This window comes from Streptomyces sp. NBC_01451, from assembly GCF_036227485.1.
Classification (GTDB): Bacteria; Actinomycetota; Actinomycetes; order Streptomycetales; family Streptomycetaceae; genus Streptomyces.
The window spans coordinates 10,059,393-10,077,071 of record NZ_CP109479.1 but is presented as its reverse complement, the minus strand read 5'-3'; the positions used below and the strand labels follow the sequence as shown (position 1 = coordinate 10,077,071).

General features: G+C 69.4%; 13 protein-coding genes and 3 pseudogenes. 5 read left to right on the top strand and 11 right to left on the bottom strand.

The features are described from left to right. Window positions 1-2 precede the first annotated feature (2 nt). Window positions 3-1,043, top strand: coding sequence for a MerR family transcriptional regulator (locus OG595_RS44340; protein ID WP_443073391.1), 1,041 nt, complete (start codon window positions 3-5; stop codon window positions 1,041-1,043). A gap of 131 nt (window positions 1,044-1,174) precedes the next feature. On the opposite strand, the gene OG595_RS44335 is transcribed toward OG595_RS44340, so the two are convergent. The 4 genes from OG595_RS44335 to OG595_RS44320 all read right to left on the bottom strand — a co-directional run bounded on the left by OG595_RS44335 (window position 1,175) and on the right by OG595_RS44320 (window position 2,679). Then, the gene (locus OG595_RS44335; protein ID WP_329282443.1) at window positions 1,175-1,756 is read right to left on the bottom strand and encodes a DUF4383 domain-containing protein; all 582 of its coding nucleotides are present in this window, start codon (window positions 1,754-1,756) and stop codon (window positions 1,175-1,177) included. 343 nt (window positions 1,757-2,099) lie between these two features. Then, a complete protein-coding gene (locus tag OG595_RS44330) occupies window positions 2,100-2,360 on the bottom strand; it encodes a hypothetical protein (protein ID WP_329282441.1) in 261 nt (86 codons plus the stop codon). Window positions 2,361-2,377: 17 nt separating this feature from the next. Next, window positions 2,378-2,536: a hypothetical protein gene (locus OG595_RS44325; RefSeq protein WP_329282439.1), complete on the bottom strand. Its 159-nt coding sequence runs from the start codon at window positions 2,534-2,536 to the stop codon at window positions 2,378-2,380. Next, window positions 2,533-2,679, bottom strand: a complete 147-nt coding sequence (locus OG595_RS44320) for a hypothetical protein (protein ID WP_329282437.1) — start codon at window positions 2,677-2,679, stop codon at window positions 2,533-2,535. The genes OG595_RS44325 and OG595_RS44320 overlap by 4 nt, the downstream gene beginning before the upstream one ends. Before the next feature lie 847 nt (window positions 2,680-3,526). Between OG595_RS44320 and OG595_RS44315 the strand changes: the two genes are divergently transcribed. Continuing rightward, a complete protein-coding gene (locus OG595_RS44315; protein ID WP_329282435.1) occupies window positions 3,527-4,771 on the top strand; it encodes an NAD(P)/FAD-dependent oxidoreductase in 1,245 nt (414 codons plus the stop codon). Window positions 4,772-5,205: 434 nt separating this feature from the next. On the opposite strand, the gene OG595_RS44310 is transcribed toward OG595_RS44315, so the two are convergent. From OG595_RS44310 to OG595_RS44300, 3 genes and pseudogenes are all read right to left on the bottom strand, one after another. Next, window positions 5,206-5,874, bottom strand: coding sequence for a nucleotidyl transferase AbiEii/AbiGii toxin family protein (locus tag OG595_RS44310; protein WP_329282433.1), 669 nt, complete (start codon window positions 5,872-5,874; stop codon window positions 5,206-5,208). 5 nt (window positions 5,875-5,879) lie between these two features. Then, entirely contained in the window at window positions 5,880-6,272 is a 393-nt protein-coding gene (locus tag OG595_RS44305) for a hypothetical protein (protein WP_329282431.1), read from the bottom strand. Between the two features lie 282 nt (window positions 6,273-6,554). Beyond that, window positions 6,555-6,872 (bottom strand): annotated as a pseudogene (locus OG595_RS44300) (ISAzo13 family transposase); the annotation flags it as partial. A 53-nt stretch (window positions 6,873-6,925) separates the two neighbouring features. Between OG595_RS44300 and OG595_RS44295 the strand changes: the two are divergent. Continuing rightward, window positions 6,926-7,348: pseudogene (locus tag OG595_RS44295) on the top strand (transposase); the annotation flags it as partial. 54 nt (window positions 7,349-7,402) lie between these two features. Beyond that, window positions 7,403-7,858 carry a GNAT family N-acetyltransferase gene (locus tag OG595_RS44290; RefSeq protein WP_329282429.1) on the top strand — a complete coding sequence of 152 codons (456 nt, stop codon included), beginning with the start codon at window positions 7,403-7,405 and terminating at the stop codon, window positions 7,856-7,858. Window positions 7,859-8,144: 286 nt separating this feature from the next. Here the strand turns inward: OG595_RS44290 and OG595_RS45560 are convergent. The 3 genes and pseudogenes from OG595_RS45560 to OG595_RS44280 form a co-directional block, all read right to left on the bottom strand. Further along, window positions 8,145-8,297 (bottom strand): annotated as a pseudogene (locus OG595_RS45560) (DUF4265 domain-containing protein); the annotation flags it as partial. A 68-nt stretch (window positions 8,298-8,365) separates the two neighbouring features. Then, entirely contained in the window at window positions 8,366-13,432 is a 5,067-nt protein-coding gene (locus OG595_RS44285; protein ID WP_329282427.1) for a hypothetical protein, read from the bottom strand. Then, a complete protein-coding gene (locus tag OG595_RS44280) occupies window positions 13,429-14,745 on the bottom strand; it encodes an esterase/lipase family protein (RefSeq protein WP_329282425.1) in 1,317 nt (438 codons plus the stop codon). The genes OG595_RS44285 and OG595_RS44280 overlap by 4 nt, the downstream gene beginning before the upstream one ends. 464 nt (window positions 14,746-15,209) lie before the next feature. On the opposite strand from OG595_RS44280, the gene OG595_RS44275 reads away from it, so the two are divergent. Beyond that, on the top strand, window positions 15,210-16,202 hold the full coding sequence (locus OG595_RS44275) for an aldo/keto reductase (RefSeq protein ID WP_329282423.1): 993 nt from the start codon (window positions 15,210-15,212) through the stop codon (window positions 16,200-16,202). Window positions 16,203-16,385: 183 nt separating this feature from the next. Here the strand turns inward: OG595_RS44275 and OG595_RS44270 are convergent, their stop codons facing one another. Further along, a complete protein-coding gene (locus OG595_RS44270) occupies window positions 16,386-17,654 on the bottom strand; it encodes a diaminobutyrate--2-oxoglutarate transaminase (protein ID WP_329282420.1) in 1,269 nt (422 codons plus the stop codon). Between the last annotated feature and the right edge of the window lie 25 nt (window positions 17,655-17,679).

Below are 17,679 nucleotides of genomic sequence, written 5' to 3'. Positions count from 1 at the left end.
AAATGGACGTGACCGAGCCGGATGCGGTGCTGCCGCCGGAAGCCGGGGTGAGCACCGGTTCCCTCGCGAGACGGGTGGGCGTGTCACCCACCACGCTTCGTTCCTGGGACCGCCGCTATGGCCTCGGCCCCGCGACCAGGGCGGAGGGACGCCACCGCAGGTGGACATCCGACGATGTCGCCATGGTCCTTGAGATGTGCCGTCTGACGGCCGCCGGCATCCCGCCGGGCGAGGCGGCGAAGGTGGCCAAAGACCACAGTGAAGGACGCGAAGCCGGGAACGACGTCGCCTCTTCTGCCAGGCCCTCGGGCGGTGTCATCACTCCGTCGCAGGCCGACTCGACGTCCCCGTACGCTTCGCGGTCCGGCAGCGGCCTGCCGTTGGGAAGCGTGCGGCAGGAGTGCAAGGGCCTCGCCCGCGCGGCCGTACGGCTGGACGGCGCCGCCGTGCAGGATCAGCTCGTCTCGGCGGTGCGCAGCCACGGACTGGTCGTGACGTGGGAGGAGATCCTGGGTCCGGCCCTTCAGGCCGTGGGGCGCAAGTGGCAGTCGGCGGGCGAGCGCTATGTGGAGGTGGAGCACCTGCTGTCCTGGCACATCTCCGCGACCCTCCGTCATCTCTACGTGAGTGCCGTGGCCGCGCAGAAGTCCTCACGCTCAGCGCCCGTGATTCTGGCCTGTCTGCCCGGCGAACAGCACACGCTGCCGCTGGAAGCACTCACCGCCGTTCTCGCGCAGCGGGGTGTCCCCACTCTGATGCTCGGTGGCGATGTCCCCGCGGACGCCCTGGTGGCGGCGGTGCAGCGGGTCGGTCCCAGTGCCGTGGTCCTGTGGTCGCAGTCCACGTCGACGGCGAGCGTCCCGCTGGCGCACCATGTCGCCGCCACCCGCTGGGGCGTCCGCGGGGCGCGCGCGCAGAGCCGGGTGCTGCTCACGGGCCCCGGTTGGCGGCGGGCGCAGCACTCCGGTCTGCTGCGCCCGCAGGGTCTGCACGAAGCCCTGCTCATGCTCGATGGCGAACTCGCGACGTCACCCACCCCCTGAATCGCCTCACCCGGGCCTGCTGCCGGGGGTACGCACTGTCCGCGGCACGATCCGGCTCCACCGGTTCGCCGTCCCCACCCGACGCGGCGCGGCAAGGCGGGGACGGCGAACCAGCAGGGTCTCTCACGCCATCAGTCCTCGCGCTGCGCGTTCGTCGCGGGAAGCGCCCGCCCCGCACTCGCGCCGCCCGCGGGCAGTGACGGTCTCGCCCCGTGGCCCCGGCGGCGGACCGCGAGGGATTCGCGGGCAGCCTCGCGGGCGTGCCGACGACGCCAGTACGGGTTGTCGTGCGGCAGCTTGCTCGATACGCGCCCGTACATGCCGAAGGTCAGAATGACCAACCCCATGATGAAGCTGAACAGGACGTTGGTCATCCCGAAGTCCAGGATGTTGGCCGACCGGTCCAGGATGAAGAGGTGGACGAACCCGCTCAGGAGGAAGAGCGTTCCGACCACCATGTTGAGTGTCGAGGCGAGGTTTCCGCCGACGATGCCGCCGGCGATGAGCACCAGGCCCACGACGACGGAGATCACACTCAGCAGGCCGTTGGTCGACATGCCGGCGATGTGGTGCCCGTGGGTGTTGAACGGGCTCAGCTCATCGACGAATCCGAGGATGCCGAAGACAAGCAGGGTGAGTCCGCACAGTGCGGCGCCGTAACGGTAGACCGTGGCCAGCTGATGGTCCACAGGCAGCTCGTCGCTCAGTCTCATGACGAATCCTTTCCGATGCGCGAACGCTTCGCGGGCTTCCGTGGAGCAGCCTCCGAGCCGACCACTCAAAAGAACATTCACGATAAAAAGGCCATACGGTTGCGCTCCCCCGGAATTTCGACCGGCCGGCGCACCGGCCGCGTCGCACCACGGACCAGAACGCCGTGAGCCGACCTCCGCACGTCACGACCGCCGCAGACACGCCATGCCCGACGCCGTGATCCGGTCGACGGCGGTCACGGCGAAGCGTGCTCCCAGGTGATCCGAGACGACGGCACGGCCGCTCCCCTGGCCGGTACCACCGATCGGATATCCACCCGCAGCCCCGCCACAGCGCGGGACGTCATACCGGAGGACAGGAGGACAGGAGGACAGCCTGCCGCCCTGCCTCCCGTACGGCCAGCACGCTCAGACAGCTCGCTCGGCCCGGCAGAAGGGCGGGATGAGCCGAGTCGCGCGGAACGACCACCAGTCGGCCCCGTGGTCCACGGGCGAGCAGCACATCCGCGTCGGCGACCGCGCCCACGGCAGCCGCACTGGGACGCAGCAGCCCGAACCCCAGCGCTGCGACGAAGGGCTCACCGTAGTCCGGCACAGGCGGCACGCAGATCATCGCGCAGGTCACGAACGCCTGCCCCGCAGGAGGCACTCGGCCGTGATACGGATCGAGGCCAGCGCACGGGCACGCGGTACCAGGTCGCTCAGTGCCACCCGGACACGCACATGGGTGACACTGCCGCTCTCCGAGGACTGGGCGCCCCGATGCAGTCCCAGGCTCACGGACACCGCACCGCACCGCACCGCTGCTCCCCAGCGGTGCGGAGATGCCCGTACTGGACGGCCGCGACGATCTGGCGGGTGGACTCGACGACGATCAGCGGGTGCTGTTCCACGACGTCGGCGCGCCCGTCCAGCGGATGCACCCGCGGACACTGGCACTGTCCCTCAAAGGAGCGGTCTCCCCGTCGACACAGCGAGACGAGCAGTATGAAGGCCACTGTCTCAAGTCCCAGGGTGCGCCAGGTCAGCTCACCGTGCACACCCTCCGGGGTCCCTCACCCACCGGGTCCGGGACGCCCCGGGGCAAGCGGCTCCGAAGACCGGCGCCTGGGGCACTGCGCTGTCAGACATGGACCCTCCTCGCTTCACGGACAGGTCTCCTTCGACCGCACCGCACCGCACTGGGTCTTCGCACCGGGTCGCGCCGGCGGATACCCAGCCGTGCCGCTTCTTTCCATCTCTCGGCCAGATGCGCTCGACCGGGTCAGACGCAGGGGGCCGCCGTTGCGCGTACGTGCGCGGGAGCATCCCGTTGAGCTTGGCGATGGTCTCCGTGAGGTGCTGCACGTGGGCTTCGGGAACGCCACTGGGAGGACAGCCGCGATGCCTTTCCGGCTTCGGCGACAAGCCACCGCCGGAGCCGGGACCCGCGTCGCCGGGTGAGTCACGCCCCAGGACGATGGCGGACCGGGCCCACAGCACCGGCGACACACATGGCGGAGTCGACACGGCACGATCCGTCCGCGCTCCCCCCGACGGAGATCTGGAGTCAAGCGCTCCAGCCCAATGCCCGCGTGGGCCAAACGCCATAGGAGCGACCACGGATCCACCGCTTCCGAGATCGCGCCGACGCTGCATGGCCACGGCCGGCGGTCGGCCCCATCCCGGGCGCTGGTGCATCCGGGGCGCCGCGCGAGGCGGAAGGAGAGGTGACCATGGATGTGATCAGGAGTGCCTGCTCTGTCAGGCGCGCCGGACGGGAGGCGTCGGTTGACGGGTGGGCGGACATCTCAGCGGTGGGACGCGGTCGTGGTGGGCGCCGGCCTGGCCGGGCTGGCCTGTGCGCGCGATCTGAGCGCGCTGGGGCTACGGGTGCGGGTGCTGGAGGCGGGCGACCGGGTCGGTGGCCGGATGCGCACCGACCGGGTGGAGGGCTGTGTGGTGGACCGGGGGTTCCAGGTGTTCAACACCGCCTATCCGCAGGTGCGTGCCCGTCTTGTGCTCCGGGAGTTGCGGCTGCGCGCGTTCACACCCGGGGTGCTGGTGCACGACGGCGGACGGCGGCTGCGGTTCGCCGACCCCACGCGCGCACCGCAGCAGGCGCTGTGTGGCGTGACCGATCGCCTGGCAGGGCCACGTGATCTTGCCGCGCTGGCGGCGCTGACCGGCTTCGACGCGCTGGCACCCGCAGCACTGGTACGGCGACACAGCGACACCTCCACGCGGGAGGCGCTGGCAGCGGCGGGTTTCACCAGGGGTTTCGTGGAACGGTTCTTCCGTCCCTTCCTGTCCGGCGTGTTCCTGGAGGAGGATCTGGCCACCTCCAGCCGGTTCTTCCACCTGGTGTGGCGGAGCATGGCACGCGGCACGCTCTGCCTGCCCGCGACGGGCGTGGGGGCCGTACCCGAACTGCTGGCTTCCACGCTGCCACCGGGGACAATCGCCCTGGAGTCGCCGGTGACAGCTCTCACCGACGAGGGCGCTCTTCTCGGGGACGGGCGAACGGTGCCCGCGCGGACCGTGATCGTGGCGACGGACGCCCTTACGGCGGCCCGGTTGGGACCGGGCCTGGCCGTGCCGTCGTACCGAACGGTCACCACCTACTACCACCTCGCGTCCCGCTCGCCACTGCGCGAGCCGACTCTCGTGACGGATGTCCGAAGGCGCTTCGTCAACAGCGTCGTGCTGAGCGAGGTCCACGCCGGATACGCGCCGCGCGGGTACGCGCTGATCGCCACATCGGTGCTCGGCGACGACCGCGAGGGCCGGGAGCAGGCGACGCGGACTGCGCTCGCGGAGTGCTACGAGACCGACACGGCGGACTGGGACCTGCTCACCGTCCGGACGGTGGCCGACGCGCTGCCGGCCATGGAACCGGGACTCTCCCTCAGCCGCCGTACCCGGGTCGCCGCAGGACGGTACGTCTGCGGCGACCACCGGGCCACCGGCTCGGTGCAGGGTGCGCTCGCCTCAGGGGCGCGCGCCGCCCGGGAAGCGGCCGCCGACCTGAGCTGAACCGGACGGGACGACTCACGCGCCAGGCGGACCTGGTGGATGGGCCACCGCCGGAAAACGGTCGTAGGCGTCAGCAGTGGCCACAGCCCGCTGTCCGGGCTGCTGCACGACCGCGACACGGCCTGCGCAGCGGTCACCAACCGGCGATCCCACTCCCCGTCCTGCACCGCATCCTGGCCACGGCCGCGACAGCCGTGGCAGCCCGGCACTGAACACCGACACCCCGCACGGAGGTTGTGGCCGTCCGACGCCGAACTCCGGCACCCCTTGCCGGCCGCCCCCGCACCAACTCCGCGAGCACCCCCGCCCTACCCGGTCGCACGTGTCCCGTCTCAGCTTCAGAGTCGAACTGAGAGACGCACCCGACCTTTCCGCACATGGGAGGCACTCGTGCATCGGCCCCGGCTTGCCCGGATGTGCTCAGCCGGACGTGATCAGTCGATGTCCGGAATATCGGACTCTTCGAGGAGTCGGGCGGCAAGGTCGTCGGCCCACTCCACCGCCCAGGCGCGAAGAGCCGTAATGGTGGCTTCGTCGAGGCCGTAGGCGGTGAATGCTTCGTCGTCGGTCCACTCCGCGCCTGTGAGATTTGCCCGCAGGTCCTCACGTTCGAAGCGGCCGCGGGCATGACGGCACCCGAACTCCTCAAGCTCGGCGTTGGTCCAGCGTTGGGAAGCGGCGAACACGTCGATCAGATCGCGGGGCGCTCCGCGGTCGGCGAGGGCACGTACCTTGGTCCCGATCACGTCCTCCTCCCCGAGAACGGGCCCGTACGGGCTCTGGGTGACCGGCCGCCAGAAGATCTCCTTGAGGATGTCGACTTCGCAGTCCAGTCCAGTGGCGGGGTCGGACACGGTGAAACGGGCTGACAGCGGGGCGGTCTCCAGCGCCTGTACCTGCCAGCCCCGCGCTTCCAGGCCGCTACGGAGCGTCGCCGCAATGTCCGCCATCGGTGCCGGGTTCTCGGTGGCGACGTCAAGGTCCTGGCTGGGGCGGTTCACGAGGCGGTGCGCCCGCACGGCATATCCGCCGGTGAGGACCAGCGGATACGAGGCACCGAGGGCGATGACATCCGCCAGGAGCCGTGCGTGCAGCTCCGGCATGTCCGTCACGCAGCTGCCCGGGTGCGGGAGGCGAGCTCGGGGAAGGCGTCTTCCCATACCGTGCGCACAGTGCGACCGACGAGGGTCCGTAGCACAGGCCACATCTGGAGCAGCAGGTCCCGGTTGAGGAAGCGGGGCAGGTCGTCGTGCAGGCCCTCGTGCAGGACCGTGCGGTACAGGCCCATGCGCTGGCGCGGATTGCCCATGTCGTACGCGGTCATCCCGGACCAGGCCACGTGCAGCGGCAGCTCCACGACCCCATCGGTCGGGCCGCGCAACTCGTCGAGCGACTCCGGCAGACGCCCCCGGAACTTCTCCCGGTACAACGCGAGATCCTCGGCTTCCGCACCCGCGAGATTCCTCGACGCGGGTGCCGGGTGCTGTGAACTGGAAGACATGTCGTCATTATGACGGTCGGCGAAGTCGCCTGGGGCATGATGCGCGAGCTGGCGTCCGGAATGGCGGTCGTGAACCCATGCAGGGTGAGCCGGTTGCGGCAGCGTGTTCTGCCCAGACCAGGGCGAGACGGTTCTGCGCGTCGGCCACTTGTCGCAACAGGACCCGGACGACGGCGCGATCACCGGTGCCCACGGCGGTGACCCCCACACTCAGCAGCACACCGAACGTGTCCACCACGACGTGCCGCTCGCGACCCCTATCTTGAGCTGTCACGACTCGCGGCCTCTTGACCTGGGGACCAGCCCCATCAACGCCGACACCAGCTGCGGGTCCAGATCCTCGGCCAAGCGTCGGCCCCCGCCAGATCTCCTGACCCGCCCGTCCGGGAGCGGATCTTCGTCGGCCTCCAGCTCGAACACTCTGTTGCGGACAGTGGTCTCGCTGACCAGGGCCGCCCGCGCCACCGCCCGCACCCCGCCGTGCCCCAATAACCGGGCCTCCTGCGCCAGCACCAGCCGCTGCTGCTGTTCGCTCAAGTGCGGGAACAGCACCGTGAACCGCAGCGCGAGCTGCCCAGGGACTTCCCTCGATATGCCCATGCCAGCTCAACGAGTCCCACGAGGAAAGACAACATGTTGAATCTTTACGACCCCACAAAACGGCAAATGTCCTCGACAGCCTGCCGAAGTCGGCGCAGCCCACGGCTGAAGCGGTCAAGGCGTTCGCGAGGCAGTACGGGGCGAAGTTACCCAAAACCGTCAAGAAGATCCTCGACGACGAGGACGAGCTGCTGGCGTTCTACGACTGTCCCGCCGAGCACTGGATCCACCTGCGGACGACGGATGTAATCGAGTCGACCTTCGCGACCGTCCGGCTACGGTTGAAGGTCACCAAAGGCGCAGGCAGCCGAGCAGCGGTACTCACCGTGGTCTTCAAGCTCGTCGAGTCCGCGCAGGACCGCTGGCGAGCGGTCAACGCACCCCACCTCGTCGCCCTCGTCAGAGCCGCAGCTATCTTTCACCACGGCAAGCTTCCCGAACGACCCGAAGACCAGCGTCCGCCCGAAGCGGCCTGAGAAAAATCACGTGGCAGCCAGGACGTTGTAGGTCCCGAAGAAAGGCGAGCAGACGTGCAGATCGTGGTCGATGACCTCTCCGGCCCGCAGATCGTCGAGTTCCTCGACGCGCACGTTCAGGAGATGCGGTCCGTCACACCGCTGGAGAGCAAGCACGCCCTCGATCTCGACAGCCTCCGCAGCCCTGAGGTCACCTTCTGGTCGGTCATGGACGGTGACACCCTGGTGGGCTGCGGCGCGATCAAAAGGATTGACGCCGTCCACGCCGAGTTGAAGTCGATGCGCGCAGCGTCGGCACGGAAACGGAGCGGGATCGCGTCCCGTCTGCTGGACCACATCGTCATCGAGGCTCAGCGCATGGGCTTCACCCGGCTGAGCCTCGAAACCGGCGCGGACGAGTTCTTCCTGCCCGCCAGGAAGCTGTACGAGAAGTTCGGGTTCGAGTACTGCGAACCGTTCGCGGACTACCGACCCGACCCAAACAGCGCGTTCATGACGAGGAAGCTCTAGAAGATCTTGATCCACAGGACTTGTCCATCACTCGTAGATGCGCCGGATGCCGTAGAGGGTCAGCAACTCGCCGAAATTCCCGGCCCTGTAGAGAATTGAAATGCGCCTCCGCCCGGGTGGTCGTCAAGGGGCCGAAGGTGTTGGTGCTTCATCGGCTGGTCCTCACAACCGATGACTGCGCCCGCGAAGCTGGAAGCGTGGCCCAAGGTTTCCGGCTCTCGAGCAGGCACGTCATCACTCATGACAACCACGCTGCCGCCCGACCACCTCGACCAAAGACATAGGGGCCCCGGACGAACCACGGGGTGTTGTCCAGGCGTACGGTCCCATCGCTCAGGTACACGGCCCACAGGCTCTCGACCGGCGCCGGAGGCCAGCCACCCTCGTCCACTTCCATTCGGAAGTGAACCTTCACGTGGGCATCGCTGATGTTGCTCATCTCGGTGGGTCAACTGAGGCCCGCCACCGGGCGTCCGCCGTCTGAGCCCGGGACGGCGACAGGACAGCTCACAACGCCTTGAGGGCCTCACGAAGCTCGGCCTGCCGGTCCTGCGAGGGGACGTCCAGTGCGTGGAGCACCGCGATGGGCACCGCTCTGGGGTCCCGGTCAGCCAGGTCCAGCACCAAGTCCTGGACCTCCTCCCACACCGCACTGTGGGGAAAGCGTGCCAGCCAGGAGACTGCGCAGCGGAGCACGCCGGTACGCGCGTCGTCGGGCAGGTCGCTCCGAGGCAACAGGACGCTCAAGGCGCAGTAGCCGCTGGTGTGGCGGACGGGGCTCAGTCCGGTCAGCCAGTTCGCGAGAAGTGCGACCATCCGTGCGGTCTCGGCAGCGGGCAGGCCCGGACGCCGAAGCAGGGCGCGCGCCACGAACGGGGTGGGGCCGGGACCGTCCCCGTGCTTGCTCAGCCACTCCGCCGCTCCTCCGCGCAGCAGGAGTTCCCTGACCCGGCTCAGGTCGTCGAGCGCGAGCAGCACCTCGATGAGATTGCCCGCCTGCTCCTCCGTCGGGTGATCGCGCAGCCACTCGACAGCCTCGTCCACCAACTGTTCCCGTCGGTCGTCCGGAACCAGGTCGAGCCGGCGGAGAAGCGCGCTGAGCACCAGCCAGCGCTTGGCCGAGTCGGGAACCTCGTCCAGCCACTCCAACGTCCGTCCCAGAGTCGACGTGGCCACATCGGCAGAAAGGTCGGCGCGTACCAACAGCACCCACAACAAGCCGGGTTCCTGTTCGTGCCCCCGGAACTCGGTCAGCACGGTGTGGCCCAGGGCGAGGCACTCCGCGGCCCGGGACCCCAGGTCGGTTCGTTCGAGCAGAGCGTAGACGACGTTGTTGGCATGGCTGCTGGCGCTGTTGGTCCCGAGCCAGGTCACAGCCTGCGCGACGGCCCTGTCGCACAGTTCGGGAGCCAGGTCTCCGCGGTGGGCGAGGACTTCGGAAAGAGCGGCGGCGCCTGCCGAGGACTCCGGGTTGTCCCGCACCCACTCCAACGCACGCTCGGCGAGCACGGCGACATCGGCCAGGTCGAGGTCGGTGCGTTTGAGCAGGGCCTGCAGGTAGTAGGGCGCGCCCTCTTCCTCCAGCCAGTCCTCCGCCATCACGGCCAGTTCCCGGGAGGTCCGTCCGTCGACGTCCTCGGTGACGTTCTGGTGCCGCAGCATATGGCGGCGCAGCAACAGGGTGTTGAAGTTGTAGGGGTGATGGTCGAGCGCGTTGTGTATGTGCTTGGTGAGTGCCTCGCGCTCCTCGTCGGTCAGGGGCAGCGAAAGCATCATCCGGATGAGATAGCCGGCCGAACGCTGCCGGATGTGGCCGATCAGCCAGCCGAGGCTCGCCTCGATCAGCCGGCGCAGCGGTGCGGGGCGGCCACGATCCGGTTCCTTGGCCTGCGCGGGCAGGGTGGTGAGCATGCGTTGACACATCAGTCCGGTGGCCTGGGCACCCGGATGCGCCTCCACCCAGTCCAGTGAGAGCTCCCAGAGGCGAGCTGTTTCCCGCGAGACATCCTCAACAGCCTCGGACCGCTCCAGGAAATGACGCAGTTCCTCGAGTAGCCGATGTGCGTCGTCCTGGCCGAGCAGGCCCGGCAGCAACGCGAAAACACTGTCGCCCAGGTGTCGGCGCAGGGGTGCCCCGAGGAGGCCGGAGCCGCGAACCAGTTTACCCAGCAGGGCGACGGGTTTGCACTGGGGGTTACAGGCGACCCAGTCCAGGGCCAGCAGCACGGTCTCGGCCCGTGGCGCATGACCCCAGGTCTCCGGGGCGTCCGCGGGCCAGCGGTCGAGTGCCTCAGGCAGGTCGCGCAGCAGGAGCCGCGCGTCCCGCTGGTTCAGGTTTCCGTGCACCCAGGCCAGCGCAGCCCGGCAGACGGGCACCAGGATCTCCGGATCGGTCGGCTGGCATCGTTGCAGGGACTGGATGACGGCCGCCGCCGCGTCCACGAGGGGGTACTCGCGCAGCCATTCGAGCGCCTCGCGGACGGTGGTCTCTGTCACTGCGGGGTCGACACGGCGGTTGCCCAGGATGTTCGCCAGGGCGTAACCCGCCGCACTGGGCACCCCGCCACCGCGGCGGGTGTCGTCGAGCCATGCCAGGACCGTTTCCGCCATGCGCGTGGCGGTCTGTTCGTCGATGTCGCTGTAACCCACGGTTCGACTCAGAATCACCGGCGTGAGATCGTGCCCCGGATTCTCCCGGTGCCAGTTCATGACGTGTCCGCACAGCCGGAGGGCCTGCGCCGGCGTGAGGTCGAGCGAGGGTGGGCTCACCAGCGCTTTGAGGACGTAGGGGGCGCTCGGGAGAGGGGTGTGGCGCCCCAGCCACTGCAGACACCGGTCCACCGGGTCGTCGATCCCCGTGAAGACCTGCCGCCCGTCGAGCAGTGCCTGGAAGAGGAAACCCGCCTCCGGCAGGGCCTCGTGACGGAGCAGCCAGCGCCCTACGACTCTTTCCAGACGTCGCATCCGCTCCGTGCGCTGCCCCCCGGCCTCGCGGTGGTGACGCAGCAGGGCGCAGATGATCCGTCCTGCGGCCGGATCGCGTCGCTTCGCGGGCACGGCTTCTAGACGGTCGAGCGTCTTGTCGGTGACTTCGGCCGACTGCTCCGCGGTGAGCCGGTGGCCGAGGAGGGGGACCAGCACGAAGGAGGCTGAGCGGGAAGCGGGGTGGGCGGCAAGCCAGTGAAGGGCGTAGGCAACGGCGTCTTTGGCGTACTGCTCGTCCTTACGGACGACCTTGAGCAGTCGGTGCAGGACGCGGTAGGCGTCGCTGTTGTCCTTGGTCTCGGGTCGAAGGGCACCGCTCGGGCTTCGATCGGCGTTGAGGTCTCCCGCCAGCCAGACCAGAGCGATCCGCACTCTATCTCTCATCCGGTCGTCGTCGTGCCGATCGGTCAGTACTTCGGCCAGCAGTCGGGCCTGCCGACTGGGCGTGCTGGCTCCGAACCAGGGCTGGACGACGGCGTTCCACTCGGCCAGGACAGGTTCCCGCCACGGGGTGTGGTGCAGGAGTGTGTACAACGCCCGGCCGCTGTCGGGGCCGTCCAGCATTGCTCCGAGAGAGGCCGCGTGTTCGTGGACCCACTCGGCGCACACTGCGGCGACGGCCTTCTGGCGTGTGGCGTCGAACTGGTCGTGGGCGGCGGCGACCCGGGCTCCGAGCCAGCCCAGCGCACGGGGGTTCGCCGCGGCGACATCGAACAACAGCTGGGCCGCCCGTCGGTCGATCTCCTGTTGCCCCAGCGGGAAGAACACCTCGTTCAGGAGCACCGCGGGAAGCGTGGCCGTGACCGGCTCCAGCCGCCGCACGGCGACGTCCTGCCTGGCCGGGGCCGCGGAGTCGCGGCCTCTGCGGACGGTCGTCGGCCGCGAGGCGCTGAGGGTGAGGAGTCCGAGGTCGTGGACCAGTTCGTCGACGAACGCCTGGCCCGTCGGCAGTTCCCGGCTGCCGAGGGCCTCGATCGCGCGATCCGCGGTGCGGACGAGGGCTTCCTCGTCGGCGGGTGCGGTCGCGGCGACCGCGGCGAACACCAGCACCCGGGGCGCGGCCTCGGCACGGCTGAGCGGGTCCCGGGGAGGCATGGGGATCAGCCGTTGTCTCTGCAGCACCTGGCGCACATAGCGCCACTGGCGGCTCCCCACGACCACTCCCGGACTCGGCCCGCCGGCCTCGCGTATCGCGGCTTGTTCCTGGAGCGCGGCCGTCAGGGCAAATCCGGGCCGGCCACCGCAACGTTCCCGCATTTCCGTCATGCTGAGCTGGGCAAGGGCGTCCGGGGCCACGAGGCGAATGATGGCGTCGGCGATCCGAGCCCCGTACTCTGCGTCGAGCCGGACTCGCAAGGTCCGTGGCCCGCCGACCGACTGGCCCGGCCCTGTGCCGCCGGGCACCGCAGGGCCACCGCGGACGGTCACGAGCACGGCGAGGCGGGTGCCGGGTACGTCGTCGCCGGACGGGTGGCTGTCCCTTTCGTCCTCCGATCCGTCCTCCACCCGGTCCGTTAGACGGACCAGTTCCTCCTCAGTGAGGGCGATGGTGTCCGGGTTGTCGAGGACCACCAGAGTGCGGGTCCCGGAGGTGACCCGGCTCAGTACCGCCTCCGTCAGCGACCCGTCCCGGCCCGGGAGGGTGGGGTCGCGCCGGTCCAGATCGGCGGTGAGCACCTGCCAGTCGGCGGCCTGTGCGCGCAGTGCTGTTTCGTAGCACAAGCGGCTCATCCCGGATCCGGGCGGCCCGGCGAGCTGGACGACCGTACGCCCCCCGCGCAGCAGGCCGAAGATGCGGTCGGGCGAGGTGTCGTCATCCGGGTCGTGGAAGACGGGGCGCTGGGCCGCGCCGTGGCGGAAGTCGTAGGGTGCGAGGCGCTCGTCCACCGGTTCGTCGGGCAATGGCCGGGGCAGCACGCCGTGATCCCAGCGGGCGGTGCAGATGTCGACACCGAAATGGATCTCCTTCTCGGCCAGGATGCGTCGGCCCAGGTCGACGGCGTGGTCGAAGCTCAGCAGTCCGTCGGTGCGCAATGCGTGGTCGAGGCCCTGCGAGGAACGGGTGACCTCTGCGAACCCCGTGCAGTCGACCGGCAGCAGATGTCCGTCCGCGACCAGGCGACGGATCTGGTCCGGCTCGAGCAGGCCGTCCTGGGCGAGGGCGGCGGCACGTCCTGGGCGGTCGGGCACATCGTGGTCGCGGCTTTCGTGCGTGGTGGAGACCAGGACCAGGGCATGCCCCTGGACGACGGCGAGGTAAGGAATCAGTCCGCGTACCAGGAGCATTCCCGCGTAGAGCAGGGACAGGTCGAGGCAGGTGCCCGACCGTGCGTCGGTGAGCAGCCGTCTCGGGTCGCGCACCACCTGTCGGCCGACGGCCCGGGGGTCGAAAGGCGCGCTGCCGTCGTAGGTGAGCCGCTGGCGGGCCAGGGTGTCGTAGGCGGACGCGGCGATCGTTCGCCGGGCCCGAGGGGCCTGCGGTACCTCGGAGGGGGCGTCGCCGTGCGGGGTGGTGATCCAGCGTCCGGGCGCGTCGACGACGAAGGAGGCCAGAGAGACCCGCTCGGCCCGGACCCACTCCCAGCTCATGGCGCCTCCGATGCCAGGACGCCGTCGGCCGGTCCGCCCGCGGAGAAGGGTCCTGTGACCCGGAAGACCTCGCTCACCGGGTCCGGCCGTGGGCCGACGCCGCACGGGGCGACGGTCATCCGGTAGAGCCCGGGGGCGAGATCCCGAGCCAGGAGGGCCCAGCCGTCACCATCCGGTACGACGTCGGCCTCCCGTGTTGCGAGCCCGCCCTGCCCCTGGGGAACGCCCTCTTCCGCAAGCTGTTCCACCATCGCCCTCACGCCCTCGGGCGCCTCGGCGCCGGCGGGCGTGACGTCGGCCAGCACCGGTTCCCCGTGGGCGTATTCGTAGGCCACCTCCAGCGTCAGTCCACAGGCGGGTACTGCATCCAGCGGGTCCGCCGACTCGTCGGGCTCCCCGCGCAGTTCCTCCAGCCCATGAGCCTGAGTGAAGGTCAGGCGCCCCAGCATCTCGCGCGTGAGGCGCTCGTGGGAGGGCAGCGAGCCGTGGCGCCCGGCGCCGATCGTCCCCTGAAAGTCCAGGGACTGCTCGACAGGGACGGCCGAGGCCAGGGGGACCGTACCGTCACCGTGCAGCGCGGGCTCACCGAGCCAATGTGTGGAGCCGGGGGCCGGGCTGCGCAGCAGCCGCAGAGTCTCCCCGCCCGGATCTGCGGGCACCACCTCCGCCGACTGCCACGTACGCTGAAAGGTTCCGGCCAAGGTCATGTGCTGATACGACGGCGCCCCGTGCTGCCGATCCACGGCGTATGTGATCTCCCGTAGAAAAACCAGCCCGTCGCGCGCTCTCTCGGGATCGATACCGGGCAGCACGGGAGCCTCGGCCGGGCGGTACCACTCTCCTGCATGGCACACCGCCGGGTACATGGGCAGCAACTGGTGGACGGAGGGCAGGGAGCGGATCAGCGGGCGCAGGGATCGGCGTAACGCACCCGGGCCGTCGGCGAGCCAGCCGAGTGTTTTGACCGCCCCGCGGTGCGGTGTGCCGAAGGTGACCAGGATCCGGCATTGATCGCGGCCACCAAGGACCTCCAGCCAGTACCTGGCCACCAGGCCGCCCATGCTGTGAGCCAGCAGAATGACCCTGGCTTCCGCATATCCGGTGGCCGCGCGCCAGTTATGCAGACGCTCCGCCACGAACTCGCCGAGCGCTTCGGCACTGATCCGGTTGTCCAGGCGCCAGTCATAGGGAAATTCAAGCAGGTTGCCGCCCGCCCCGGAGACGACCTGGAAACGCTCGGAAAGCCGCCATCGAAGTGTCCCGTACCCGCCGTGGCGGAGCATTCCCGCGATCACCTGTGCGGACCTGATCATGACCGTCGCGGTGACGGGTCCGTCCTGGGAGTCGTTTCGCGGGTCGAGCGACGAAATAGGGGCAAGACCCGCAGAGGGTGGCCAGATCCGGTGTCCGTCGCGGAAGAGGGCGCTGCCCATCAGCCCAGGAACCACGATCACCAAGTCCCGTAAGGGAAGACGTCTGTCCAAGCCCAACACCCCCGTGTATCGCCTGCAACTCCACCGCTGCAACCCCTCGATACCAGTGAGAGCCTGCGCCCGGTCCCGTCCTGCGCTGCGCATGATACGGAGAAGCGATGATACCCGGATGGATTACACAAAAACCCCGGCCGGAACCGCGCACTCACGGCATCGACGGGACTTGTCCCAAGGCCAGGTAGTTAACGTTTTCGGATGTCCCGCAAGGGGTGGGGTCCATGCGGTGCGGGACGCCGAATTGCACCCTTGCCTAGAGCACACTCCACGCGACTAGCGTGCAGTCCATGAAGTACACGCAACTTGGACGCACGGGCCTCAAGGTCAGCCGGCTCGTCCTCGGCACCATGAACTTCGGTCCGCAGACCGACGAGACCGACAGCCACGCGATCATGGACGCCGCGCTGGAAGCCGGCATCAACTTCTTCGACACCGCGAACATGTACGGCGGGGGCGAGAACAAGGGCCGTACCGAAAGCATCATCGGCAACTGGTTCGCGAAGGGCGGCGAGCGGCGCGACAAGGTCGTCCTCGCCACCAAGGTGTACGCCGACATGCGCCCGGAGGGCGCGGTGTGGCCCAACCACGAGAAGCTGTCGGCGGTGAACATCCGGCGCGCCGTGGACGCGTCCCTCAAGCGGCTCCAGACCGACTACATAGACGTCTACCAGTTCCACCACATCGACCGGGACACCCCGTTCGATGAAATCTGGCAGGCCATCGACGTACTGGTCCAGCAGGGGAAGGTCCTCTACGTCGGGTCCTCCAACTTCCCGGGCTACAAGATCGCCCAGGCCAATGAGACAGCCGCCCGTCGCGGCGGCACCATCGGCCTCGTGAGCGAGCAGTGCCTCTACAACCTGTACGAGCGCCGCGCCGAGATGGAGGTCATACCGGCCGCGCAGGAGTACGGACTTGGCATCATCCCGTGGTCGCCGCTGCACGGCGGTGCGCTCGGCGGTGTGCTGAAGAAGCAGGTCGAGGGGGGTCGGCGCAGCGAAGGGCGAGCCGCCGGCGCCATGTCCGGCCCCGAGGTGCACGCGAAGATCCAGGCGTACGAGGATCTGCTCGACAAGCACGGTCTGGAGCCCGGTGAGGCCGCCCTGGCCTGGCTGCTCACCCGTCCTGGTGTGACCGGCCCGATCGTCGGCCCGCGCACGGCGGAGCAGCTCGAATCCGCTCTGCGGGCAGTCGAGTTGGATCTGAGCGAGGAACTGCTGGCCGGGCTGGACGAGATCTTCCCGGGGCCGGGACCGTCTCCGGAGGCCTTCGCCTGGTAGTGGTCGCCGGCCGCATTCGTTCGCAGTCGCTGCCACCGTCGTCGGGACGGGGGCAGCGCTCGGCGCTCACCACGCCCGGCAGTTGGGTGACCCGGCGGTCTCCACCGTAGCGGACTGAACGCACGTCGGCCCTGGGGACGTCCGCGGCCTTGCGGCTCAGCTCGTCCCCAGGGCGTCGGGCGACTACGCCGTGGCGAGTACCTGGACGGTGTCGCCCACGGTGTCCGCCACTTCCTTCCACTCGGTGAGGGAGATCGTCAAGGGGGGCAGGAGCTTCAGTACATGCCCCGACCCCGAAGCCTCGGCGACGATGCCGGCGCGGAACAACGCCTCCCGTATCCGTTCGGCCGTCCCCGGAGCGGGGAATCTCAGTCCGCTCATCGCTCCCTTGCCGACGACTTCGGCGGCGCCCACCGGGAGTGCGTCGGTGATGCCCGCGAGGCTGGTGCGGATTGCGGCGGCCAGTTCGGCGGCGTGGTCGGTGAAATGCGGGTCGGTCCAGTGGTCCAGTGCCGCGGAGCCCGCCACGAAGGCGAGGTTGTGGCCGCGGAACGTGCCGTTGTGCTCGCCGGGGGCCCAGCAGTCGATCTCGCGCCGGATCAGCAGTGCCGCCATCGGCAGTCCCATTCCGCTGAGGGACTTCGACAGGCAGACCATGTCGGGGCGGAGTTCGGGGGCGTCCTCGAAGCTGAAGAAGGTACCGGTGCGTCCGCAACCCGCCTGGATGTCGTCCACGATGACCAACGTGCCGGAGGCGTCGGCGAGTTCGCGGATCCGGGCCAGCCACGCGCGGGGAGCGGTGTGCAGTCCGCCCTCGCCCTGGACCGTCTCCAGCAGGACCGCGGCGGGCGGAGGCGTCGCCGCGCCCGGGCCGAGTGCGTGTTCCAGGGCGGCGAACGGATCGGGCTCGGCCGCGTCGCCGTACGGGAGGATCGTGACGTCGGTCAGGGGTACGCCCGCCGCGCCGCGCAGCAGCGGGGAGGTCGTGGCGGCGAGGGCGCCGAGGGACGCGCCGTGGAAGCCTCCGGTGAAGGCGATCACCTCGGTACGCCCGGTGACTTTGCGGGCCAGCTTCAGGGCGGCCTCGACGGCGAGCGTTCCGGCCGGTCCGGGGAACTGGACGACGTGGTCGCCGAGGCCGCGTGGCTCAAGGACGAGGCTGGTGAACCGCTCCAGGAAGTCAGCCTTGGCCGTGGTGTGCAGGTCCAGGGACTGCACCGGGCCGCCGGCCGTGAGGTAGGCCGTCACCCGTTCGACGATCTCGGGCGGGTTGTGGCCGTAGTTGAGCGAGCCGGCCCCGCACAGCAGGTCCACATAGCGGCGCCCTGAGGTGTCCCACAGGTGGTGGCCGGCGGCTCGTTCGAAGACCACCGGGAAGTCACGGCAGTAGCTGCGTACGTTCGACTCACGACGTTCGAACACCGCCAGGGGCGTCCGGTCGGTCTCGGCCATGTCAGCACGTACCTTTCAAGTCAGC

Bases quoted from the DNA above. Each gene is read 5' to 3' on its own strand.
- OG595_RS44285 (WP_329282427.1), bottom strand. From the start codon at position 13,432: ATGAGCTGGGAGTGGGTCCGGGCCGAGCGGGTCTCTCTGGCCTCCTTC.
- OG595_RS44310 (WP_329282433.1), bottom strand. From the start codon at position 5,874: ATGCCGGAGCTGCACGCACGGCTCCTGGCGGATGTCATCGCCCTCGGT.
- OG595_RS44305 (WP_329282431.1), bottom strand. From the start codon at position 6,272: ATGTCTTCCAGTTCACAGCACCCGGCACCCGCGTCGAGGAATCTCGCG.
- OG595_RS44280 (WP_329282425.1), bottom strand. From the start codon at position 14,745: ATGATCAGGTCCGCACAGGTGATCGCGGGAATGCTCCGCCACGGCGGG.
- OG595_RS44270 (WP_329282420.1), bottom strand. From the start codon at position 17,654: ATGGCCGAGACCGACCGGACGCCCCTGGCGGTGTTCGAACGTCGTGAG.
- OG595_RS44275 (WP_329282423.1), top strand. From the start codon at position 15,210: ATGAAGTACACGCAACTTGGACGCACGGGCCTCAAGGTCAGCCGGCTC.
- OG595_RS44340 (WP_443073391.1), top strand. From the start codon at position 3: ATGGACGTGACCGAGCCGGATGCGGTGCTGCCGCCGGAAGCCGGGGTG.
- OG595_RS44335 (WP_329282443.1), bottom strand. From the start codon at position 1,756: ATGAGACTGAGCGACGAGCTGCCTGTGGACCATCAGCTGGCCACGGTC.